The 21,395-nt window shown below is 27.5% G+C and carries 28 protein-coding genes, 2 tRNA genes and 2 rRNA genes; 24 read left to right on the top strand and 8 right to left on the bottom strand.

Going from position 1 to position 21,395, the window contains the following annotated elements; translation table 11 throughout:
- The first annotated feature begins 7 nt into the window (after positions 1–7).
- From rplN to rplQ, 17 genes are all read left to right on the top strand, one after another.
- The gene (gene rplN, locus RJT65_RS02170; protein ID WP_343152627.1) at positions 8–376 is read left to right on the top strand and encodes a 50S ribosomal protein L14; all 369 of its coding nucleotides are present in this window, start codon (positions 8–10) and stop codon (positions 374–376) included.
- Positions 377–389: 13 nt separating this feature from the next.
- Entirely contained in the window at positions 390–701 is a 312-nt protein-coding gene (gene rplX / locus RJT65_RS02165; protein ID WP_343152625.1) for a 50S ribosomal protein L24, read from the top strand.
- Between the two features lie 24 nt (positions 702–725).
- The gene (rplE, locus tag RJT65_RS02160; RefSeq protein WP_343152622.1) at positions 726–1,265 is read left to right on the top strand and encodes a 50S ribosomal protein L5; all 540 of its coding nucleotides are present in this window, start codon (positions 726–728) and stop codon (positions 1,263–1,265) included.
- A gap of 17 nt (positions 1,266–1,282) precedes the next feature.
- A complete protein-coding gene (gene rpsN, locus RJT65_RS02155) occupies positions 1,283–1,588 on the top strand; it encodes a 30S ribosomal protein S14 (protein WP_343152620.1) in 306 nt (101 codons plus the stop codon).
- A gap of 32 nt (positions 1,589–1,620) precedes the next feature.
- Entirely contained in the window at positions 1,621–2,013 is a 393-nt protein-coding gene (rpsH, locus tag RJT65_RS02150) for a 30S ribosomal protein S8 (protein WP_343152617.1), read from the top strand.
- 33 nt (positions 2,014–2,046) lie between these two features.
- On the top strand, positions 2,047–2,592 hold the full coding sequence (rplF, locus tag RJT65_RS02145) for a 50S ribosomal protein L6 (protein ID WP_343152615.1): 546 nt from the start codon (positions 2,047–2,049) through the stop codon (positions 2,590–2,592).
- Between the two features lies 1 nt (position 2,593).
- Positions 2,594–2,962, top strand: a complete 369-nt coding sequence (rplR, locus tag RJT65_RS02140) for a 50S ribosomal protein L18 (RefSeq protein WP_343152613.1) — start codon at positions 2,594–2,596, stop codon at positions 2,960–2,962.
- A 14-nt stretch (positions 2,963–2,976) separates the two neighbouring features.
- The gene (gene rpsE, locus RJT65_RS02135; RefSeq protein WP_343152610.1) at positions 2,977–3,477 is read left to right on the top strand and encodes a 30S ribosomal protein S5; all 501 of its coding nucleotides are present in this window, start codon (positions 2,977–2,979) and stop codon (positions 3,475–3,477) included.
- A gap of 5 nt (positions 3,478–3,482) precedes the next feature.
- Positions 3,483–3,662, top strand: a complete 180-nt coding sequence (gene rpmD / locus RJT65_RS02130) for a 50S ribosomal protein L30 (RefSeq protein WP_343152608.1) — start codon at positions 3,483–3,485, stop codon at positions 3,660–3,662.
- A gap of 3 nt (positions 3,663–3,665) precedes the next feature.
- On the top strand, positions 3,666–4,100 hold the full coding sequence (gene rplO, locus RJT65_RS02125; RefSeq protein WP_343152606.1) for a 50S ribosomal protein L15: 435 nt from the start codon (positions 3,666–3,668) through the stop codon (positions 4,098–4,100).
- A 10-nt stretch (positions 4,101–4,110) separates the two neighbouring features.
- A complete protein-coding gene (gene secY, locus RJT65_RS02120) occupies positions 4,111–5,442 on the top strand; it encodes a preprotein translocase subunit SecY (protein WP_343152605.1) in 1,332 nt (443 codons plus the stop codon).
- Between the two features lie 33 nt (positions 5,443–5,475).
- Entirely contained in the window at positions 5,476–5,592 is a 117-nt protein-coding gene (gene rpmJ / locus RJT65_RS02115) for a 50S ribosomal protein L36 (protein WP_343152603.1), read from the top strand.
- Between the two features lie 123 nt (positions 5,593–5,715).
- Positions 5,716–6,072 (top strand): 30S ribosomal protein S13, encoded by a 357-nt coding sequence (gene rpsM, locus RJT65_RS02110; protein WP_343152601.1) that lies wholly within the window; start codon positions 5,716–5,718, stop codon positions 6,070–6,072.
- 17 nt (positions 6,073–6,089) lie between these two features.
- Positions 6,090–6,479 (top strand): 30S ribosomal protein S11, encoded by a 390-nt coding sequence (gene rpsK / locus RJT65_RS02105; protein WP_343152599.1) that lies wholly within the window; start codon positions 6,090–6,092, stop codon positions 6,477–6,479.
- 20 nt (positions 6,480–6,499) lie between these two features.
- Entirely contained in the window at positions 6,500–7,120 is a 621-nt protein-coding gene (rpsD, locus tag RJT65_RS02100) for a 30S ribosomal protein S4 (protein WP_343152596.1), read from the top strand.
- Positions 7,121–7,145: 25 nt separating this feature from the next.
- Positions 7,146–8,135: a DNA-directed RNA polymerase subunit alpha gene (locus tag RJT65_RS02095; RefSeq protein WP_343152594.1), complete on the top strand. Its 990-nt coding sequence runs from the start codon at positions 7,146–7,148 to the stop codon at positions 8,133–8,135.
- Between the two features lie 40 nt (positions 8,136–8,175).
- Complete coding sequence (rplQ, locus tag RJT65_RS02090; RefSeq protein ID WP_343152592.1) at positions 8,176–8,574, top strand: 50S ribosomal protein L17; 399 nt, start codon at positions 8,176–8,178, stop codon at positions 8,572–8,574.
- A 116-nt stretch (positions 8,575–8,690) separates the two neighbouring features.
- Here rplQ and fmt read toward each other — a convergent pair whose 3' ends face one another.
- Together fmt and def are read right to left on the bottom strand one after the other, a co-directional pair.
- Entirely contained in the window at positions 8,691–9,647 is a 957-nt protein-coding gene (fmt, locus tag RJT65_RS02085; RefSeq protein ID WP_343152589.1) for a methionyl-tRNA formyltransferase, read from the bottom strand.
- Positions 9,648–9,678: 31 nt separating this feature from the next.
- Positions 9,679–10,113, bottom strand: a complete 435-nt coding sequence (gene def / locus RJT65_RS02080) for a peptide deformylase (RefSeq protein ID WP_343152586.1) — start codon at positions 10,111–10,113, stop codon at positions 9,679–9,681.
- Positions 10,114–10,296: 183 nt separating this feature from the next.
- Here def and aroE point away from each other — a divergent pair, with 183 nt between their 5' ends.
- The 5 genes from aroE to cspE all read left to right on the top strand — a co-directional run bounded on the left by aroE (position 10,297) and on the right by cspE (position 14,954).
- Entirely contained in the window at positions 10,297–11,115 is an 819-nt protein-coding gene (aroE, locus tag RJT65_RS02075; protein ID WP_343152583.1) for a shikimate dehydrogenase, read from the top strand.
- 147 nt (positions 11,116–11,262) lie between these two features.
- Positions 11,263–11,334 (top strand) — tRNA-Glu (locus RJT65_RS02070).
- 135 nt (positions 11,335–11,469) lie between these two features.
- Positions 11,470–14,392 (top strand): 23S ribosomal RNA (locus RJT65_RS02065).
- Between the two features lie 99 nt (positions 14,393–14,491).
- Positions 14,492–14,607 (top strand): 5S ribosomal RNA (gene rrf, locus RJT65_RS02060).
- Between the two features lie 137 nt (positions 14,608–14,744).
- Entirely contained in the window at positions 14,745–14,954 is a 210-nt protein-coding gene (gene cspE, locus RJT65_RS02055) for a transcription antiterminator/RNA stability regulator CspE (RefSeq protein WP_009874442.1), read from the top strand.
- 88 nt (positions 14,955–15,042) lie between these two features.
- Here cspE and ybeD read toward each other — a convergent pair whose 3' ends face one another.
- Complete coding sequence (gene ybeD, locus RJT65_RS02050; protein ID WP_343152582.1) at positions 15,043–15,306, bottom strand: DUF493 family protein YbeD; 264 nt, start codon at positions 15,304–15,306, stop codon at positions 15,043–15,045.
- 199 nt (positions 15,307–15,505) lie between these two features.
- Here ybeD and cysS point away from each other — a divergent pair, with 199 nt between their 5' ends.
- A complete protein-coding gene (gene cysS / locus RJT65_RS02045; protein WP_343152580.1) occupies positions 15,506–16,894 on the top strand; it encodes a cysteine--tRNA ligase in 1,389 nt (462 codons plus the stop codon).
- Here cysS and folD read toward each other — a convergent pair.
- Positions 16,868–17,749: a bifunctional methylenetetrahydrofolate dehydrogenase/methenyltetrahydrofolate cyclohydrolase FolD gene (folD, locus tag RJT65_RS02040; protein ID WP_343152577.1), complete on the bottom strand. Its 882-nt coding sequence runs from the start codon at positions 17,747–17,749 to the stop codon at positions 16,868–16,870. The genes cysS and folD overlap by 27 nt on opposite strands.
- A gap of 190 nt (positions 17,750–17,939) precedes the next feature.
- Here folD and RJT65_RS02035 point away from each other — a divergent pair.
- Positions 17,940–18,016, top strand: a tRNA-Arg gene (locus RJT65_RS02035).
- A 23-nt stretch (positions 18,017–18,039) separates the two neighbouring features.
- Here the strand turns inward: RJT65_RS02035 and adk are convergent.
- The 4 genes from adk to RJT65_RS02015 form a co-directional block, all read right to left on the bottom strand.
- A complete protein-coding gene (gene adk / locus RJT65_RS02030) occupies positions 18,040–18,699 on the bottom strand; it encodes an adenylate kinase (RefSeq protein WP_343152575.1) in 660 nt (219 codons plus the stop codon).
- 22 nt (positions 18,700–18,721) lie between these two features.
- Positions 18,722–20,605, bottom strand: coding sequence for a molecular chaperone HtpG (htpG, locus tag RJT65_RS02025; RefSeq protein ID WP_428994324.1), 1,884 nt, complete (start codon positions 20,603–20,605; stop codon positions 18,722–18,724).
- 111 nt (positions 20,606–20,716) lie between these two features.
- A complete protein-coding gene (locus RJT65_RS02020) occupies positions 20,717–21,046 on the bottom strand; it encodes a YbaB/EbfC family nucleoid-associated protein (protein ID WP_343152572.1) in 330 nt (109 codons plus the stop codon).
- A gap of 48 nt (positions 21,047–21,094) precedes the next feature.
- On the bottom strand, positions 21,095–21,256 hold the full coding sequence (locus RJT65_RS02015; protein ID WP_343152569.1) for a hypothetical protein: 162 nt from the start codon (positions 21,254–21,256) through the stop codon (positions 21,095–21,097).
- Positions 21,257–21,395: the final 139 nt, after the last annotated feature.

Here is a 21,395-nt window from a genome sequence, read left to right as displayed (position 1 = left end):
GGTTAATATGATTCAAGAACAAAGTGTTCTTAATGTAGCAGATAATTCTGGAGCAAGATCAGCGATGTGTATAAAAGTTCTTGGAGGATCTAATAGAAGATATGCTTGCATTGGAGATATAATCAAAGTTAGTATTAAAGAGGCAATTCCTAGAGGAAAAGTGAAAAAAGGAGAAGTTTTAAAAGCAGTTATAGTAAGAACTAAAAAAGGAATTCGTCGTTCAGATGGATCAGTTATTAGATTTGATAATAATGCTTGTGTTATATTAAATAATAATGAACAACCTATAGGAACAAGAATATTTGGTCCAGTTACAAGAGAATTGAGAAATGATAAATTCATGAAAATTATTTCATTAGCACCAGAAGTATTATAGGAGAAATTTAATTATGGCATTAAAAATTCATTGTAACGATAAAGTAATTGTTATTTGCGGAAAAGATAAAGGAAAAATTGGAGTTATAAAAAAAATAATTAAAAAAAACAAAGTAATTGTTGCTGGAATTAATATTGTAAAAAAACATCAAAAACCCGTTCCTTCTCAAAATATAAATGGTGGAATTATAAAAAAAGAATCTCCGATTCATATCTCTAATATAGCTTTTTTAAATCCATTAACAAATAAACCTGATCGAATAGGATTTAAATTTGAACAAGGAAAAAAAGTTAGATTTTTAAAATCTAATAAACATACTATATAGTATATAAGTTTAAGGGGTAAAAATATGATAAAACTTTATAATTTTTATAAAACTAGAGTAATAGAAAAAATGATGGGGGAATTAAAATTCCATTCTGTTATGCAAGTCCCAAAAATTGTTAAAATAACTTTAAATATGGGAGTTGGATCTGCTGTAAATGATAAAAAATTATTAGATTTTGCAATTTCAGATTTAACAGTTATTTCAGGTCAAAAACCATTAGTTACAAAAGCTAAGAAATCAATATCTACTTTTAAAATTAGAAAAGGATATCCAATAGGCTGCAAAGTTACTTTAAGAGGAAAAAGAAAATGGGATTTTTTAGATAGGTTAATTACTATTGCCATACCTCGGATACGAGATTTTCGTGGATTTTCAAAAAAATCATTTGATGGTAAGGGAAATTATAGCATAGGAATTCGTGAACAAATTATTTTTCCAGAAATTAATTATGATAAAATAGATCGTGTTCGAGGATTAGATATAACTATAACAACAACTGCAAGTTCTGATAAACACGGATTTTTACTACTCAGCGCTTTTAATTTTCCCTTTAAACAATAAAAAAATAAGGCAGATAAATGGCTAAACAATCTATGAAAGCAAGAGAAAAAAAAAGAGTAAAGTTAGCTAATAAATTTTTTAAAAAAAGAACTGAATTAAAGAAAAAAATTGTTAATATGAGTCTTTCTTCTGAAATTCGTTGGAAATCTGTATTAGAATTACAAAAATTACCTAGAGATTCTAGTATTTCTCGTCAAAGAAATCGGTGCAGACAAACTGGTCGGCCTCATGGTTTTTTAAGAAAATTTGGATTAAGTCGTATTAAGTTAAGAGAAGCGGCTATGCGTGGAGAAATTCCAGGTCTTAAAAAAGCTAGTTGGTAAATTTTAAAAAGTTATATTTTTTGGAGAAAATTATGAGTATGCAAGATCCCATATCAGATATGTTAACTCGAATTAGAAATGCTCAATTGGCTAATAAGGTATCTGTAAAAATACCAGCTTCTAAATTAAAAGTAGCAATTAGTCTTGTTTTAAAAAAAGAAGGTTATATTAAAGAATATATTATTGAATCAAATATTAAACCAAATTTGAAAATTTTTTTAAAATATTTTAAGGGAAAATCGGTTATAGAGAAGATAAAAAGAGTTAGTAAACCAAGTTTACGGATTTATAAAAAAAAGCACGATCTTCCTAAAGTTATGGGCGGTTTAGGTATAGCGATTATTTCAACTTCAAAGGGTGTTTTAACAGATAAAACAGCTCGAATTAAAGGATTGGGTGGTGAAGTTATTTGTTATGTAACTTAATAGATTACAAATCTATAGTAGGAGAAAAGTAAAATGTCTCGAGTAGCTAAACGTGCAATTTCAGTTCCTTTGGGAGTAGAAATTATTTTTAAAAAGAAAAAATTTTCAGTTAAAGGAAAATATGGAAGTTTAAGTCATAATATACATAATTCTATTACAGTAAATTATGAAAATAATATGATATTATTTAAAATAAAAAAAGAAAATTATACGAATAAAGAAGCATGGATTCAAGCTGGAACGGCAAGATCCTTAATTTATTCAATGATTATAGGAGTTACAGAGGGATATGAAAAAAAACTACAATTAATAGGAGTAGGTTATCGAGCATCGATAGTTAATACAAATGTTATTAAAATGTTTTTAGGATATTCTCATCCTATTGAATATGTATTACCTGATGGAATAACGGTTACACTTCCATCTCAAACAGAAATTATATTAAAAAGTTCTAATAAGCAATTGATAGGGCAGGTAGCAGCTAATTTAAGGTCATTTCGCCCTCCTGAACCTTATAAAGGAAAAGGAATAAGATATTTTGACGAAGTAGTACGTATTAAAGAGGCTAAAAAAAAGTAAAATGATTTGTTTTAAAAGAAAAAAGATTGCAAGAATTCGCCGTGCGGCTAAAACTCGTTCTAAGCTTAAATCATTAGGAGCGATTTGTTTGGTAGTGCACCGTACTTCTCGTCATATTTATGCACAAATAATTTCAAAAATTGATTCTACTACTTTAGCAGCAGCATCTACTCTTGAAAAAAATGTTTCTATTAATTTAAAAGGAAATACTGGAAATAAAATAGCTGCTGATTTAATAGGAAAAAAGATTGCTGAAAGAGCATTGAATAAAGGAATTAAAAAAGTATCGTTTGATCGTTCAGGTTTCAAATATCACGGTCGAATAAAATCTCTGGCTGAATCAGCTCGAAAATTTGGACTTCAGTTTTAAGGTAAAATAATAAAATGATAAACATTGAAAGACAAATAAATCAAGATTTACAGGAAAAATTAATTTCGGTAAATAGAGTATCTAAAACAGTAAAGGGTGGTCGTATATTTTCTTTTACGGCATTAACTGTGGTAGGAAATGGAAAAGGTAGAGTTGGATTTGGATATGGAAAAGCAAGAGAGGTACCTTCAGCGATTCAGAAAGCAATGGAAAAAGCAAGAAGAAATATGATAAATGTTGTGCTTAACAAAAAAACTTTACAGTATTCTGTAAAAGGTACACATACAGGATCTATAATATTTATGAAACCGGCATCAGAAGGAACAGGAATTATAGCTGGAGGTGCTATGAGAGCAGTATTGGAAGTAGCTGGAATACATAATGTATTAGCTAAAACATACGGATCAACTAACCCTATTAATGTTGTTCGTGCAACAATAAATGCTTTAAAAAATATGAAATCTCCTTTAATGATTGCAGAAAAAAGAAATAAGTCTGTTAAAGATATTATTTAAATAATATGAAAAAAATAAAAATTACTCAAATAAAAAGTAGTATAGGTAGATTACCCGTTCATAGAGCTACATTAAAAGGATTAGGACTTAGACATATCAGAGATGTAGTTTTTAGAGAAAATACTTCTTCTATTCAAGGAATGATTAGAAAAATATCTTATTTATTGCGTATAGAGGAGATTTAATTAATGCGATTAAATACTTTATCACCTAAATTTGGGTCCCGAAAAAATAAAAAAAGGTTAGGAAGAGGAATTGGATCTGGATTTGGAAAAACTGCAGGAAGAGGACATAAAGGACAAAAATCTAGATCAGGTTCTAGTATACGAAGAGGATTTGAAGGTGGACAGATGCCATTATATAGAAGACTGCCTAAATTTGGCTTTACATCACAAAAAAAATTATTAATGAAAGAAGTACGTTTATCAGATATAGAATATTTATCTAATAATATTATTGATTTAAATTTATTAAAAAATCAAAAAATTATCAAAAAAAATATAAAATATGTAAAAATTATTTCTTCAGGAACATTAAATAGTGCTTTAAAAATAAAAGGATTGCGAGTTACAAAGGGTGCTCTTTCTATGATTAAATCTTCTGGTGGTCAAGTAGAGGAATAGTTAGTAAATAATGGCAAAAAAAATAGAATTAAGTTCTAACAAAATTAATAATGGAATTTGGGAATTAAAAAAAAGAATTTTATTTGTTGTTTTTTCTTTAATTATTTTTAGAATTGGCTCTTTTATTTCAATTCCAGGTATTAATACTGTTGTTTTATCAAGGATGTTAATAGAACAAAAAGGTACTATCATTGATATGTTTAATACATTTTCAGGTGGTTCCTTAAGTCGAGCTTCTGTTTTTTCTTTAGGAATAATGCCTTATATTTCAGCGTCTATTATTATTCAGTTATTAACTTTAGTTAATACAAAATTAGCTGAAATAAAAAAAGATGGTGAAATAGGAAGAAGAAAAATTAATCGATATACTAGGTATATGACGTTATTAATAGCTATAGCACAAGCTGTTAGCATAGCAGTTACTATTCCGAATATTCCTGAAATGCGACAATTAATTGTTCATTTGAATTGTTTTTTTTATATCACAACAATATTAAGCTTAGTAACAGGAACTATATTTTTAATGTGGTTAGGAGAGTTAATTACAAATAAAGGTATTGGAAATGGAATCTCTTTGATCATTTTTACAGGAATTATTTCTAGTTTTCCTGCAACTTTAGTTGTATTTTTAAAAGAAATAAAACAAGATTATTTACATGAATTTTTAGCATTTTTAATTATTTTTTTATCTTTTTTAATTACTTTTATAGTAGTTTTTATAGAAAGAAGTCAAAGAAAAATAATTGTACATTATCCCCGTCGTCAAAAGGGACGTAGAATGTATATTGCTCAGAGCACTCATCTTCCACTAAAAATTAATATGGCAGGAGTAATACCAGCAATATTTGCATCGAGCATCGTTCTGTTTCCTACGACAATTGTATCTTGGTTTGGATTATATAATTTAAAATATACTTGGTTTAAAAAAATAATATTTTATCTACAACCTAATCACTTTCTTTATATAATTTTATATGCCATAGCTATTATTTTTTTCTGTTTTTTTTACACAGGACTTGTTTTTAATTCAAGAGAAACAGCAAATAATTTAAAGAAATCTGGTGCTTTTATATCAGGAATTAGACCAGGTGAACAAACTGCAAAGTATATAGATAAAATTACTATTCGTTTAACTTTAATCGGTTCTGTGTATATTACTTTTATTTGTTTGATTCCTGAATTTATGAGAAGTTTAACTAAAATTCCTTTTAATTTTGGAGGCACTTCATTGTTAATTGTAGTATTAGTTATTATGGATTTTATTTCTCAAATTCAAACTTTTATTATGTCTACGCAATATGATTTAGCATTAAAAAAAGCTAATTTTTATTTTAAAAAATAATTTTTTTATTAAAAAGTAACTTGGAGTTTAGTTATGAAAGTAAGAGCATCTGTTCAAAAATTATGTAGAAACTGTAAGATAGTTCGTCGAAAAAATGTTATTAAAGTAATTTGTAATGATGATCCAAAACATAAACAACGACAAGGATAATTGAGGTTTAAGGAATTATTTAATAAAAATAAATAATTTTTTTATTTTTCGTTAATTTTTTTACTAAAAATATATTTTTATTAAATATAAAATATAAAATTAAATAATTTAAGGGAGAGAATAATGGCTCGTATAGCAGGTATTAATATTCCTGATAATAAACATACGGTTATTGCTTTAAGTAAAATTTATGGAATAGGAAAAACACGTGCATCTAAAATTTGTACTGAATCTAAAATACCAGAAAATTTAAAAATTAAAAATTTATCTGAAAAACAAATTGAATTATTACGGGAATCTGTATCTAAATTTGTTGTTGAAGGGGATTTACGAAGAGAAGTAACTTTAAATATTAAACGTTTAATGGATCTAGGTTGTTACAGAGGTTTTCGTCATAGAAAAAGTTTACCAGTCAGAGGGCAAAGAACTAAAACTAATGCGAGAACAAGAAAAGGACCTAGAAAACCAATACGAAAATAAAACAAGGAAAAAAAAATATGACTAAAATACCAGTTCGAACTAGAAAACGTGTAAAAAAACAAATTTTAGATGGTATAGCACATATTCATGCTTCATTTAATAATACTATAGTTACTATAACTGATAGACAAGGAAATACATTAGGTTGGGCAACATCAGGAGGATCAGGATTTAGAGGATCGAGAAAATCAACTCCTTTTGCTGCTCAAGTAGCAGCTGAAAAATGTGCCGAATTAGTAAAAGATTATGGTATTAAAAATTTGGAGGTAATGGTAAAAGGACCAGGTCCAGGAAGAGAATCGACTATTCGTGCTCTAAATGCTGCTGGTTTTAGAATTACTAATATTACCGATGTTACACCTATTCCACACAATGGCTGTCGCCCACCTAAAAAAAGAAGAGTATAATTTTTTGGAGAAAAATTAAAGTGGCTAAGTATTTAGGACCTAAGTTAAAATTAAGTAGAAGAGAAGGAACTGATTTATTTTTGAAATCAGGGTGTCGCTCTATAGAATCTAAGTGTAAAATAGATCAACTTCCAGGACAACATGGAAATAGAAAACAACGTTTATCTGATTATGGAATTCAGTTAAGAGAAAAACAAAAAGTTAGAAGATTATATGGGATGTTGGAGCGACAATTTAAGAGGTATTACACGATAGCTTCTAAATTAAAAGGAAATACTGGAGAAAATTTATTAAAATTATTAGAAAATAGATTAGATAATGTAGTATATAGAATGGGATTTGCAGCTACTAGATTTGAAGCACGTCAATTAATTTCACATAAATCAATAACAGTTAATGATAATGTTTTAAATATTCCATCTTATCAGGTTAAAATTAATGATATAGTAAGTGTTAGATTAAAATGTAAAAAGCAATCTCGAATTAAAGCAGCTCTAGAATTATATGAACAAAGAGAAAAAGCTAGTTGGTTAGAAGTTGATATTAAGAAAATGACAGGAATTTTTAAAAGAATTCCCGACAGATCTGATTTATCAGCTGAGATCAATGAACATTTAATTGTTGAGCTATATTCTAAATAATATTCTAATAAAATAGAGGATTATCATGCAGAATACAGTTTCGAACTTTTTAAAACCACGTTTAGTTGAAGTTAAACAAATTAGTTCCACCTGTTCTAGAGTTGTTCTTGAACCTTTAGAAAGAGGTTTTGGACATACATTAGGAAATGCACTTCGCAGAATTTTGTTATCATCCATGCCTGGATGTGCAATAACGGAAGTAGAAATTGATGGTGTACTTCATGAATATAGTACTAAAGAAGGTATACAAGAAGATATACTTGAAATTTTATTAAATTTAAAAGAAATTTCTATTAAAATTCATGGTAAAGAAGAAGCAATTATTCATTTAAATTCTTCAGGAATAGGTTTAGTTACTGCTAGTGATATTATACATGGAGAAGATGTAGAAATAGTTCAACCTAATCAAAAAATTTGTAATTTAACGTATGAAAGCTCATTTATAAAAATGAAAATGAAAGTTGAACGAGGTAGAGGCTATGTACCTGCAGTATCTAGAATGAAATTAGATTCTGAAAATCGTTTATTAGGAAAATTGTTATTAGATGCGTGTTATAGTCCTATTAGAAGAATAGTTTATAATGTAGAATCAGCTCGTGTAGAGCAACGAACAGATTTAGACAAATTAGTAATTGAATTAGAAACTAATGGCTCAATTGATCCTGAAGAAGCTATAAGGAAAGCATCTACAATTTTAGCAGAACAATTAGAAGCATTTATTGATTTAAAAAATGTTCACGAAGCAGAAGTAAAGGAAGAAAAACCTGATTTCGATCCCGTTTTACTTAGACCGGTAGATGATTTAGAATTAACAGTAAGATCAGCTAATTGTCTTAAAGCAGAGAAAATTCATTACATAGGAGATTTAGTTCAAAAAACTGAAGTAGAATTATTAAAAACTCCTAATTTAGGTAAAAAATCATTAACAGAAATAAAAGATGTTTTGGCTTCTAGACATTTTTCTTTAGGTATGCGATTAGAAAATTGGCCACCAAAAAATATTACAGAAGAGTAAATTTATATAAAATATTTTTTTTATTTTATAAGGACAAGGTATGAGACATAGAAAAATTGGTCGTAAATTTAATCGAAAAAGAAGTCATGTTCAGTTAATGCTTAAAAATATGGCTTGTTCTTTATTTCGATATGAATTTATTAGAACAACTTTATCTAAAGCTAAGGAATTAAGAAGAGTAGCAGAACCAATTATTACTTTAGCTAAAGTTGATTCTGTATCAAATCGGCGTTTAGCTTTTTCTAAAATTAGAAATAGTGAAATAGTAGCAAAATTATTTAGTAAGATAGGACCTCATTTTAGTTCCAGATTAGGTGGATACATTAGAATTCTAAAATGTGGCTTTAGATCTGGAGATAATGCAAAAATGGCTTATGTAGAATTAATTGATAGATTAAAAAATGAAGAAAATAAGAAAAAGTTAAATATAAAAAAATAAATATAAATTTTTTGCATTAATTTTTATAAATAATTATTAATTCATAAAAAAAATAAATAAACCCTATTTATATATTGTACTAGTAGGGTTTTTATAAAAAATATAATTTTATTAAATTAAAAAATTTTATTTCCTTCAGAAAAAAAACTTTTTTTTGAGTTTATTAAATCTTGAATATTAATAATTTTTTTTCCGGGAAATTGAATTTTTTTTAAACTTAATATTTCTTTTTTTGTATTTATTTGAAGTCCTTTAGAATCAATTTTTACTATAGTTCCAATTGGAAGAGAACAGCTAATATTTATTTTTTCTGCTTCCCATACTTTTATAAAAATACTATTGAATTCAAAATATGCTATTGGCCATGGATTAAAAGCTCTAATTTTTCTTTCTAATTCTATAGCAGGAAGATTCCAATTTAATAAAGCATCTTTTTTATTAATTTTTTTTGAATATGTTGCATACTTATTATTTTGAGGTTTTTTAGAAAATGTTTTGAAAATTATTTTTTTTAAAATTAATTTTAATAACTTTATACTAATAAATTGAAGTTTATTAGATAAAGAAAATGAAGTTTCATTTCTTGAAATACAACAAGATTGAGAAATCAAAATATCTCCCTCATCTAATTTTTCATTAATTAAAATAATACTAATTCCTGTTTTTTTTTCACCTTTTAAAATAGAAGATTGAATAGGAGAAGCTCCTCTCCAACGTGGTAATAATGATGTATGTACATTTATACATCCTATTTTAAATAGGTTTATTATTTTTTTAGGAATAATACAACCATATGCAACTATTATCATCATATTGGCATAAAAAGAATTTATTATTTTTTGTATGTCTTTTTCATATAGAGATTTTGGTTGTAAAATAGGTATAGAGTTTTTTATTGCTATTGTTTTAACTGAAGAAAAAATTATTTTTTTTCTTCTTCCTAAAAGATTATCAGGTTTTGTTAAAACAAGAACTATATTATATTTAGCATTTAGTAAAGCTTGTAAATGCATAGCTGAGAATTGTGAAGTTCCAGCAAAAACTATATTCAAGAAATTTTTTTTTTTATACATATATAAAATATTTTTATAGTTAGAAAATTTTTTAAAAGTAATCAATTATTAGTTTTCCTATTAAATGATCGATTTCGTGTTGTATGCAGATAGAAAGTAGAGATTTAGCCGTAAAAATTATTTTTTCTCCTTTTTCATTTATTCCTTTAATTTTTATTTTTTCATATCTTGGGACAAAAATTTTTTTTTTAGGAATAGATAAGCAACCTTCTTCAATACCAGATGAACCAGATTTCTTAATTATTTTTGGATTTATTAATGCAAATGGATTACATAAATTATTTATTTTTCCTATAACAATAATTTGTAAATGAATATCAACTTGTGTAGCAGCTAATCCTATTCCTTCATTACATTCCATGATTTTAAACATATCATTTATGATTATTTTTATTTTTTCATTAATTTTTTGAACTGGTTTTGCTCTTTTTCGTAATCTTTTATCAGGATAAAGTAATATTTTCATTTTTCTATATTTAAAGTTATATATTTTTTTAATAAATAGATATTTTTTAAATGAATATTTATTTATATCAATTTTTTTTAATTTATAAAATATTTTTTTAAAAAAATAATAAAAAATTTTTTTAATATTTTTTATATAAATGTTAGTATTCATACACTTATATATTTTTTAGAAATTTATAATATGTCAACTAAAATTAAGCATTTTTCCATTTTTGGAAATCCTATTAAACATACATTATCTCCCAAAATACATTCTTTGTTTTCAAAACAAACTAATATTCCTTGTATTTATACAAGTGTTAAAACACCAATTAATAAATTTACTAGTAAAGTTAATTTTTTTTTTAATACTATTGGAGATGGTGCAAATATTACTTTGCCATTTAAAGAACAAGCATATCATATATCAGATTTATTAACCAATAGAGCTAAATTAGCTAAGTCCGTAAATACACTAAAAAAAACAAAAAATAAAAAAATTTTAGGTGATAATACCGATGGTATTGGATTATTATATGATTTGAATCGATTAAATTTTTTGAAAAATAACAGTGTTATATTATTAATAGGGGCTGGAGGAGCTGCAAAAGGAGTATTACCTTTTATTTCTTCTAAGAATAGAAAAATTTTTATTTTCAATCGAACTTTTATTCGAGCTAAAAAATTAGAAAATGAATTTAATTATTTAGGAAATATAAATGCTATTTCGTTCAAAGATTTATTACATGTTAAAGTTGATTTAATTATCAATGCCACTTCATCTTTTATGAAAGGAGAAAAGTTAATTTTACCTTCTTTATTAATTCATAAAGATATTTATTGTTATGATATGTCTTATACAAAAAATAGTACAATTACTCCTTTTTTAAATTGGTGTAAAGAATTGGGAGTAATTCATTTTTCTGATGGAAAAGGTATGTTAGTTAGTCAAGCAGCTTATTCTTTTTTACTTTGGAATGATGTATTACCAGATATTGATTCTGTTTTATTAAAAATATAATTATTATAATTTTATAGATTTCTTAATTTTATTTTTAAACTAAAAATATAAAAAAACTTGACTCTTTTTTTTACTGCGGTAAGATAACTAACTAAATAATTTTAATTATTAAATTTTTTAATTAAATAAAAAAAAATTTTTTCTTTTGTCTCTTTCGTCTAGTGGTTAGGACATCGCCCTTTCACGGCGGCAACAGGGGTTCAAATCCCCTAGGAGACATATAAAATTAAAATTATTTAAAATTAGTTTGTATAATTTATATAATTAGTGTATGATAAAATCGATTCAGTAGTTTATTCAATACTTCAGCTCTTTTACAATTCGGTAAAATAAAAAACATCTTTGGTGTTGCAAGATTAAGTAATTAAGCGTATATGGTGGATGCCTTGGCAATCAGAGGCGAAGAAGGACGTGCTAATCTGCGAAAAGCGTCGGTAAGTTGATATGAGGCGTTATAGCCGGCGATATCCGAATGGGGAAACCCAACATCTTCTAGATGTTATTATTAACTAAATTCATAGGTTGATAAAGCAAACCAAGGGAACTGAAACATCTAAGTACCTTGAGGAAAAGAAATCAACCGAGATTCCCTTAGTAGTGGCGAGCGAAATGGGAACAGCCTAGAGTAAAATAATAAATTAATTATTAATAGAATGTTTTTGGAAAAAAACAGCGATACAAGGTGATAGCCCCGTATATGAAAATAGTTAGTTTATTAACTCGAGAAGTAGAGCGGGACACGAGAAATCCTGTTTGAAGATGGGGGGACCATCCTCCAAGGCTAAATACTCCTGATTGACCGATAGTGAACTAGTACCGTAAGGGAAAGGCGAAAAGAACCCCGGTTAGGGGAGTGAAATAGATCCTGAAACCATATACGTACAAGCAGTAGGAGCTTTTTTTTAGAGTGACTGCGTACCTTTTGTATAATGGGTCAGCGACTTGTATTCTGTAGCAAGGTTAACTGTATAAGGGAGCCGAAGGGAAACCGAGTCCTAAATAGGCGTTTTAGTTGCAGGATACAGACCCGAAACCCGGTGAGCTAGCCATGAGCAGGTTGAAGGTTGGGTAAAACCAACTGGAGGACCGAACCGACTGATGTTGAAAAATCAGCGGATGACTTGTGGCTAGGGGTGAAAGGCCAATCAAACCGGGAGATAGCTGGTTCTCCCCGAAAGCTATTTAGGTAGCGCCTCGTGAATTCATCTTCGGGGGTAGAGCACTGTTTCGGCTAGGGGGCCATACTGGCTTACTAATCCGATGCAAACTCCGAATACCGAAGAATGCTATCACGGGAGACACACAGCGGGTGCTAACGTTCGTTGTGGAAAGGGAAACAACCCAGACCGCCAGCTAAGGTCCCAAAGTCATAGTTAAGTGGGAAACGAGGTGGAAAGGCATAAACAGCCAGGATGTTGGCTTAGAAGCAGCCATCATTTAAAGAAAGCGTAATAGCTCACTGGTCGAGTCTTTCTGCGCGGAAGATTTAACGGGGCTAAACTATGCACCGAAGCTGCGGCAATAAATCTATTTATTATTTTTATTGGGTAGGGGAGCGTTCTGTAAGCTGTAGAAGATGGATTGTAAAGTCCATTGGAGGTATCAGAAGTGCGAATGCTGACATGAGTAACGATAAAGCAGGTAAAAAACCTGCTCGCCGAAAAACTAAGGTTTCCTGTCCAACGGTAATCGAGGCAGGGTTAGTCGACCCCTAAGGCGAGGCCGAAAGGCGTAGTCGATGGACAACAGGTTAATATTCCTGTACTTGATATTACTGCGAAGGGAGGACGAAAAAGGTTAGGTTATCCAGGCGATGGTTGTCCTGGTTTAAATGTGTAGAAATGAAAACTTGGAAAATCCGGTTTTCTCTATTTCAAGGCATGAATACGAGTTATTTATTTAACGAAGTAACTGATACCATGTTTCCAAGAAAATTCTCTAAGCATCAGGTAATATCAAATCGTACCACAAACCGACACAGGTAGTTAGGTAGAGAATACTAAGGCGCTTGAGAGAACCCAGGTGAAGGAACTAGGCAAAATGATGCCGTAACTTCGGGAGAAGGCATGCTAATATTAGGTAATAAGCTTTACGTTTAAAGCTGAAATTAGTCGAAGAAAGCAGCTGGCTGCAACTGTTTATTAAAAACACAGCACTGTGCAAACATGAAAGTGGACGTATACGGTGTGACGCCTGCCCGGTGCCGGAAGGTTAATCGAAGGAGTAAAAAGTAAAATTTGAAGCTCTAGACTGAAGCCCCGGTAAACGGCGGCCGTAACTATAACGGTCCTAAGGTAGCGAAATTCCTTGTCGGGTAAGTTCCGACCTGCACGAATGGCGTAATGATGGCCAGGCTGTCTCCACCTGGGACTCAGTGAAATTGAAATTGCTGTGAAGATGCAGTATACCCGCGGCAAGACGGAAAGACCCCGTGAACCTTTACTATAGCTTGACACTGATTTTTGATATGTAATGTGTAGGATAGGTGGGAGACTTAGAAGTTTAGACGCTAGTCTGAATGGAGTCAACCTTGAAATACCACCCTTTCCATTTTAAAATTCTAACCTAATATCGTTATCCGATATAGAGACAGTGTCTGGTGGGTAGTTTGACTGGGGCGGTCTCCTCCTAAAGAGTAACGGAGGAGCGCGAAGATTGGCTAATTACGGTTGGAAATCGTAAGGTTAGTGCAAAGGCATAAGCCAGTTTGACTGTGAGCGTGATAACGCGAGCAGATGCGAAAGCAGGCCTTAGTGATCCGGTGGTTCTGTATGGAAGGGCCATCGCTCAACAAATAAAAGGTACTCCGGGGATAACAGGCTGATACCGCCCAAGAGTTCATATCGACGGCGGTGTTTGGCACCTCGATGTCGGCTCATCACATCCTGGGGCTGAAGCAGGTCCCAAGGGTATGGCTGTTCGCCATTTAAAGTGGTACGCGAGCTGGGTTTAGAACGTCGTGAGACAGTTCGGTCCCTATCTGCCGTGGGCGTTGGAAAATTGAGGGGGGCTGCTTCTAGTACGAGAGGACCGAAGTGGACGTATCACTGGTGTTCGGGTTGTCATGCCAATGGCATTGCCCGGTAGCTAAATACGGAAAAGATAAGTGCTGAAAGCATCTAAACACGAAACTTGCCCCAAGATTAGTTTTCCCTGTAAACTGTATTAATGTAGTTTACTGAAGGGACGTTGGAGACTACGACGTTGATAGGCTAGATGTGTAAGCATAGTGATATGTTGAGCTAACTAGTACTAATGACCCGATAGGCTTAATCTTGTAACACCAAAGTTGTTTTTTTTAAAAAATAAAAATTTTTTTAAAATTTTTATATTTTTAAAATTTACTGAATTTATATTTGAGTAAATATTTTAAATACCTGGCAAAAATAGTGTAGTGGTACCACCTGAACCCATTCCGAACTCAGAAGTGAAATACTATAACGCCGATGGTAGTACGGGGTCTCCCCGTGTGAGAGTAGGAAATTGCCAGGTATAAAAATATTAATAAATTAAAAAATGAAAATACAAGAAAATATATTATTATTTTAATTTTTTAATAAAAATTAAAATGTATTATTTTCTTAGTACAAGAACAGTTTATTTATTTTTTTCACGTAAAGGTAATATAGATGTCCAAGATTAAAGGTAATGTTAAGTGGTTTAATGAGTCTAAAGGCTTTGGTTTTATTACTCCTGAAGATGGAAGTAAAGATGTTTTTGTTCATTTTTCAGCGATTCAAAGCAATGGGTTTAAAACATTGGCAGAAGGCCAAAGTGTTGAATTTGAAATCACTGAAGGAGCAAAAGGACCATCTGCTGCTAACGTTATCAGTTTGTAATTTTTAATCAAAAATTTACAAAAAATTCAACTAATATCACGATACGGTATATATACTGTATCGTGATATATTTTTATATTTTGTAAATTTATAATACCATTCTTACCATATTTATTTTACTAATATCATAATACAAACTTTCAATTTGTTCAAAATTTTTGGCAAATACAGTAATTGAAACAGAAATATAAGTCCCTTTATTACTCGATTTTATTTGAGGAATGTAATCCCCGGGAATTTTTAATTGTATGACTTTTACTAACTGATCAATTAGCTCAGGTCTTGCTATTCCTATGACTTTATAAGTAAAAGAACAAGGAAATCGTAATAATTCTTCCAATTTAGTTTTCATATAAACACCTATCATATAGTATATTATTAATATAATATTTTTTAAATTAAATTATTAAATATTTAATAATTTAATAAAAATTATTTATAATTGGCACTAATTTAGTTATAAGTTATAATTTATACATATTAACATACTTAATATTTAATATTATAATACGTATGTTTTAACTTAAAATTTACATTTTATAGATTTTATTATGCTAAAAATTTTTAATACTATTTCTCATTCTAAAGAGAAATTTATACCTATCAAAAACAATAGAGTTAATATATATGTATGTGGAGTAACAGTATATAATTGTTGTCATATAGGACATGGAAGAACATTTGTAATATTTGATATTGTTTCTCGTTATTTTCGTCATATAGGTTATAAAACAAATTATGTAAGAAATATTACAGATATTGATGATAAAATTATTAGTTTATCCATTAAAAATAATGAAAGCATTACAGTTTTTACTAACCGAATGATAAAAAGTATGCATCGTGACTTTTCTTTATTGAACATATTACCTCCTGATGAAGAACCAAAAGTAACTGAAAATATTGATGCAATAATTAAAGTAATCGATAATTTATTAAAAAAAAATTATGCATATGTTCAAAATAATGGAGATGTTATGTTTTCTGTAGATAAAGATGTTCACTATGGAAAATTATCTAACCAATTTTTAAAAAAATTAAAATTAGGAAAAAGAGTAAAAATTGATAAAAATAAGAGAAATCCTTTAGATTTTGTTTTATGGAAAAAAGTACCACTTTCTGAAAAATTTTACTGGAACTCTCCATGGGGGAAAGGTAGACCAGGTTGGCATATAGAATGTACAGCTATGTCTTCAGTGAAAATAGGAAATTTATTAGATATTCATGGTGGAGGAATAGATTTATTATTTCCACATCATGAAAATGAAAGAGCACAATTTAGTTGTTTTAAAAAAGAATCAAGAATAAATTATTGGATGCATTCCGGTATGGTGGTATTAAATAATAAAAAAATGTCTAAGTCATTAGAGAATTTCATTTTGTTAAAAGATTTATTATCTAAATATGACGGTGAAAGTATTCGATATTTTTTAATTTCAACACATTATAGAAGACCTTTAAATTACTGTGAAGAAAATATAAAGAAATCTAGTATTTCTTTACGTCGTTTATACGTTTCCTTAAGAAATACTCTGATAGATAAAAATTTTTCTTTTTTTCCTAATAAATATCAGGTTGCTTTTGAAAAAGCAATGCAAGACGATTTTAATACTCCAAAAGCTTTGTTAACACTACATTCTCTTTCTAAGAAAATAAATATATTAAAAAAAGAAAATAAATTAGAAAAAGTAGAAAAATTTTCTAATTTATTAAGAAAATTAGGAAAAGTTTTAGGACTTTTTTATTCTGATCCAGAGTTATTTTTACAAAAAAATATAAAAATAAAAGAAGAAAAAGAAATAAATTCTTTAATTAAAAAAAGAAATATAGCAAGAAAATTAAAAATGTGGTCTGTATCAGATAATATTAGAAAGAAATTATTTGAGTTAGGAATAATTTTAGAAGACGATAAATTATCCACAACTTGGAGAAAAAAATAAATAGTTTTTTGTTTTTTCATAAGCAATCATAGTATTTTCTAATAGACTAACAATAGTCATTGGACCTACTCCACCAGGAACAGGTGTAACATACGAAGCTTTAGAAGAAACTGATATAAAATCAACATCTCCAACAATTTTATTATTTTTTAATTTATTAATTCCTACATCTATAACAATAGATCCTTTTTTAATCCAACTTTTATTAATAAAAAAAGGTTTTCCGACTGCGATGATTAGAATGTCAGCTTGTTTAGTATATCTTTTCAGTTCTTTTGTAAATCTATGAGTAATAGTAGTCGTGCATCCTTCAAGTAGCATTTCCATACTCATAGGCCTACCAACTATATTTGAAGCTCCTACAATTACGCTATGCAAACTTCTTAAATTTATTTTTTCTTTTTTTAACAATGTAATTATTCCCTTTGGAGTACAAGGCCTAAAAATTGGTTTTTTTTGAACTAAACAACCGATATTAAATGGATGAAGGCCATCTACATCTTTTTCAGGGTTTATATGACTAATAATTTTTAATGAATTAAACTTTTGATCTATTGGAAATTGTACTAATATTCCATTAGTAAGAGAATCAGTATTCAATTTTTTAATTAAATTTAAAATTTGATTTTCATTTGTTTTTGTAGAAAAGTTCCAATGGTTAAAAATAATGCCTACTCTTTGGCAAGCTTCTTTTTTTCTTTGAATATAGACTATAGATGCAGGATTTTCTCCTATTGAAATTATTGATAATCCAGGTGGATTTCTTCCAGATTTGGTATACATTTTTATTTTATTTGAAATTCCCAATTCTATTTCTTGAGAAAATTTTTTTCCATTAATTATTTTAGCTAACATTTTTTAATATTTTTTTTAACTAATAATAGCATTATATTAGCATATTATTATAAATATTTTTTTTAAAAAAATTAAATTTTAATTAATTTTAAAATTAATTAAAATTTAATATTAAATTTTTTTAAAAAAATAATTGATTTTATGTATTTTGAGATATAGAATGTTATTTTTAATAAAATTAAAAAATAAAGCGCTTTTAGCTCAGTTGGATAGAGCAGCAGCCTTCTAAGCTGTAGGTCACAGGTTCAAATCCTGTAAAGCGCACCAATAAAATTTATTTTTCCAAATTTTTAATTTTTTTTATTTTTTTGAAGAATATTTTTAATTAAATAATTAATTTTTGTAATATTATCCGAACCTTCAATTTTGTAATAACCTAAATTTCCTAACTTATTTTCTTTAATATAAAATTTAATCAAAGGAACAGTTTTTTTTTTATATTCTAAAAATCTATATTTTAAAGAAGAAATATTGTCATCTTTTCGATAAATTAATGGTTCTCCAGTTATATCATCTATCCCTTCTTTTTTTGGAGGTTTAAATTGACTATGGTATAGTCTTCCAGAAGAAGGATGTACCATTCTTCCTATAACTCTTTCAATTAAAACTTTTGTTGGAACATAAAAATTTATAACAATATTTATTTTTATATTATTGTTTTTTAAATACATTCCTTGAGATAGTGTTCTAGGAAAACCATCTAATAAAAAACTATTTTTACAATCTTTTTTTTTTATTCTAGATTTGATTAATAAAAATAAAACTTTATCAGGAACTAATTTTCCTTGTGAAATTAAAAATTTAATTTCCTCTCCTAATTTTGTTTTTTTGTTAATTTCTTTTCTCAGCATATCTCCTGTAGAGATATGCGGAATATTAAAGTTATTACTAATATAATCAGCTTGAGTTCCCTTCCCGCTTCCCGGTGCGCCTAATAAGATTATTTTCATATTTTTTTAATTTTAATGTTTTTTATATAGTAAAAATTTTTTGAGTTAATAATTTATTTAATCGAAAAACAAATTTATTTGGATCTTCTAATGATCCAGTTTCAACAAACAATGCTTGTTCAAATAATAGATATACCCATTCTTTCAACTGTTTTTTATCAGAAATATTATTTATATGTTTAATTAAAAGATGGTTAGGATTAATTTCAAATATATATTTTATAGGAGATGTTTTTTGTCCTGCTGCAGAAAATAGTTTTGCCATTTGTGTACTCATATCGGATGAGTCTGTTACTAATACAACAGGAGTTTCAGTTAATTTATTAGTAAATTTAGCTTCTTTTATTTTTTCTTTTAATATGTCTTTTACTTTTTCTATGAACTTATTTTTTTCGAAAATTTTTTGATTTATATTTTCTTCTTGTATTAGATTATTTAATGATTCGTCATTTTTACTTATTGATTGAAATTTTTTTTCTTTAAATTCAGTTAAATGATTCATCATCCATTCATCAATTTTATCTGACAATAAAAGTACATCAATATTATTTTTTTTAAAAAATTCTAAGTGTGGACTATTTTTAGCAGATAAATAGCTATCTGAAGTAATAAAAAAAATTTTTTCTTGTTTTTCCTGCATATTTTTTATATAACTTTCCAATGAAAGTGTTTGTTCAGATTTTTTATTGAAAACAGATGTAAACCGTAAAAGATTTGCAATCGTTTCTTTATTGTATAAATCTTCAGCTATACCTTCTTTTAAAACTAATCCGAATTCATTCCAAAATTTTTGATATTTTTCCGGTTTATCAATTGATAATTTTTCTAAAAGCTTTAATATTCTTTTTGTTAAAGTTTTTTTTAAACTACTAACAATCTTATTTTCTTGCAAAATTTCTCTAGAAACATTTAATGGCATATCATAAGAATCTATAATTCCTCGTACAAATCGAAGATAATTAGGTAAAAATTGTTGTACATCATCCATTATATAAACTTTTTTTACATATAACTTTAGTCCGTGTTTGTTATCTCTATTCCACATGTCCCATGGTGCTTTTGAAGGAATATAAAGTAGAATAGTATATTCTTGTGTTCCTTCTACGGTGTTATGTGTCCAAATAAGAGCGTTATTGATATCATTACTTATATATTTATAAAAATTTTGATATTCTTCATCTTTTATTTCGGTTTTTTTTAAATTCCATAGTGCTTTTGCTTTATTAATTTGTTTTATAGAAAAAGTTTTTTCTTTTTCATTATAAGAATTTATTTTTACTGGGATGGAAATATGATCAGAATATTTTTTTATAATATTATTAATTTTCCATTCTTCAAGAAAAATTTTTTCCGAATCGTTTAAAAACAAAATTACTTCTGTTCCTGTTTCTTTCTTTTTAATCTTTTGAATAGAGTATTCTCCTTTTCCAAAAGACTCCCATAGTACACCTTCATTTTCAGAACATTTAATTGATTTAGTTTTAACTATTACTTTTCTTGATACTATAAATGTTGAATAAAACCCTACTCCAAATTGACCAATTAATTTATTTTTTTCTTCAGTATTTTTTTTTAATTCATTTATAAATTTTTTTGTTCCAGATTTTGCAATAGTACCTAGATTTTCGATAATTTCATTTTTACTCATTCCTATTCCATTGTCTGAAATACTTAGAGTATTATTTTTTTTATCTATAGATATATAAATATGAAAATCAGTATTATTTTTATTTAACTCGGGGTGAGATAAAAAATAAAATCTTAATTTATCAATAGCATCAGATGCATTAGAAATAATTTCTCTTATAAAAATTTCTTTATTTGAATATAATGAATGAATCATTAAATGAAGAAGTTCTTTAGCTTCTGATTGAAATGAATGAGTTTCTTTTTTAATTTTTTCCATATATTTTCCAAATTATAAGTAAATAATATAACGTACATATAGTTAAATAAAATTAAATTAATTTAATCTTTTTAAAATTAGATAATTTTAATTTAAATTAAAATTTTTTTATTAAAAAGGTAAAGAAAAACCAGAAGGTAATTGCATGTTATTTGACATATCTGACATTTTTTGTTTTTGAATTTCAGAAATTCTTCTTGATGCATCATTAAAAGCAGCAACAATTAAATCCTCTAGCATTTCCTTATCATCAAGCAATAAAGTTGGATCTATTTCTATTTTTCTGCAATTATGTGCTCCATTAATAGTAATTTTAATTAGACCAGCTCCTGATTCTCCAGTTACTTCTACATTAGCCATCTCTAATTGAACTTTATTCATTTTTTCTTGCATTTGTTGAGCTTGTTTCATAAGGTTATTTAAACCATTTTTATTAAACATTTTTTTCTCTTTATTTATTTGATAAAAATATAGCATATATAGTAAAATTTATTTTTTAAAAATAGAATCATCTATCTCTTTAAAATTTGTTTGAAAAATTTTTTCTATTTTTTTTATTTTTTCATTAATAATATTTATTTCATTTTTTTTAAAATTTTTTGTTTTTTCATTTTTATTTTTTATAATATCTAAATTTTTTAAATTTTTCAATTTTGTTTTATCATTATTATTAATATTTTTTTTTAAAAAAATGTTGTTTTTTTTATTAAAAAATTGTTTTTTTTCTATTTTTTCGTTTTTATTATTAACAGTAATAGAAGATTTTATTGGTAATTCAAAGTTAATTTTT

Origin of the sequence: Buchnera aphidicola (Mindarus japonicus) (genome assembly GCF_039393905.1) — a bacterium.
Classification (GTDB): domain Bacteria; phylum Pseudomonadota; class Gammaproteobacteria; order Enterobacterales; family Enterobacteriaceae; genus Buchnera_A; species Buchnera_A aphidicola_B.
The sequence above is the reverse complement of the archived record's forward strand: the minus strand, read 5'-3'. Positions and strand labels throughout refer to the sequence as shown.

Coding starts and splice junctions, on each gene's coding strand:
- rplN (WP_343152627.1), top strand. CDS start 8: ATGATTCAAGAACAAAGTGTTCTTAATGTAGCAGATAATTCTGGAGCA.
- rplX (WP_343152625.1), top strand. CDS start 390: ATGGCATTAAAAATTCATTGTAACGATAAAGTAATTGTTATTTGCGGA.
- rplE (WP_343152622.1), top strand. CDS start 726: ATGATAAAACTTTATAATTTTTATAAAACTAGAGTAATAGAAAAAATG.
- rpsN (WP_343152620.1), top strand. CDS start 1,283: ATGGCTAAACAATCTATGAAAGCAAGAGAAAAAAAAAGAGTAAAGTTA.
- rpsH (WP_343152617.1), top strand. CDS start 1,621: ATGAGTATGCAAGATCCCATATCAGATATGTTAACTCGAATTAGAAAT.
- rplF (WP_343152615.1), top strand. CDS start 2,047: ATGTCTCGAGTAGCTAAACGTGCAATTTCAGTTCCTTTGGGAGTAGAA.
- rplR (WP_343152613.1), top strand. CDS start 2,594: ATGATTTGTTTTAAAAGAAAAAAGATTGCAAGAATTCGCCGTGCGGCT.
- rpsE (WP_343152610.1), top strand. CDS start 2,977: ATGATAAACATTGAAAGACAAATAAATCAAGATTTACAGGAAAAATTA.
- rpmD (WP_343152608.1), top strand. CDS start 3,483: ATGAAAAAAATAAAAATTACTCAAATAAAAAGTAGTATAGGTAGATTA.
- rplO (WP_343152606.1), top strand. CDS start 3,666: ATGCGATTAAATACTTTATCACCTAAATTTGGGTCCCGAAAAAATAAA.
- secY (WP_343152605.1), top strand. CDS start 4,111: ATGGCAAAAAAAATAGAATTAAGTTCTAACAAAATTAATAATGGAATT.
- rpmJ (WP_343152603.1), top strand. CDS start 5,476: ATGAAAGTAAGAGCATCTGTTCAAAAATTATGTAGAAACTGTAAGATA.
- rpsM (WP_343152601.1), top strand. CDS start 5,716: ATGGCTCGTATAGCAGGTATTAATATTCCTGATAATAAACATACGGTT.
- rpsK (WP_343152599.1), top strand. CDS start 6,090: ATGACTAAAATACCAGTTCGAACTAGAAAACGTGTAAAAAAACAAATT.
- RJT65_RS02095 (WP_343152594.1), top strand. CDS start 7,146: ATGCAGAATACAGTTTCGAACTTTTTAAAACCACGTTTAGTTGAAGTT.
- rplQ (WP_343152592.1), top strand. CDS start 8,176: ATGAGACATAGAAAAATTGGTCGTAAATTTAATCGAAAAAGAAGTCAT.
- fmt (WP_343152589.1), bottom strand. CDS start 9,647: ATGTATAAAAAAAAAAATTTCTTGAATATAGTTTTTGCTGGAACTTCA.
- def (WP_343152586.1), bottom strand. CDS start 10,113: ATGAAAATATTACTTTATCCTGATAAAAGATTACGAAAAAGAGCAAAA.
- aroE (WP_343152583.1), top strand. CDS start 10,297: ATGTCAACTAAAATTAAGCATTTTTCCATTTTTGGAAATCCTATTAAA.
- cspE (WP_009874442.1), top strand. CDS start 14,745: ATGTCCAAGATTAAAGGTAATGTTAAGTGGTTTAATGAGTCTAAAGGC.
- ybeD (WP_343152582.1), bottom strand. CDS start 15,306: ATGAAAACTAAATTGGAAGAATTATTACGATTTCCTTGTTCTTTTACT.
- cysS (WP_343152580.1), top strand. CDS start 15,506: ATGCTAAAAATTTTTAATACTATTTCTCATTCTAAAGAGAAATTTATA.
- folD (WP_343152577.1), bottom strand. CDS start 17,749: ATGTTAGCTAAAATAATTAATGGAAAAAAATTTTCTCAAGAAATAGAA.
- adk (WP_343152575.1), bottom strand. CDS start 18,699: ATGAAAATAATCTTATTAGGCGCACCGGGAAGCGGGAAGGGAACTCAA.
- htpG (WP_428994324.1), bottom strand. CDS start 20,605: ATGGAAAAAATTAAAAAAGAAACTCATTCATTTCAATCAGAAGCTAAA.
- RJT65_RS02020 (WP_343152572.1), bottom strand. CDS start 21,046: ATGTTTAATAAAAATGGTTTAAATAACCTTATGAAACAAGCTCAACAA.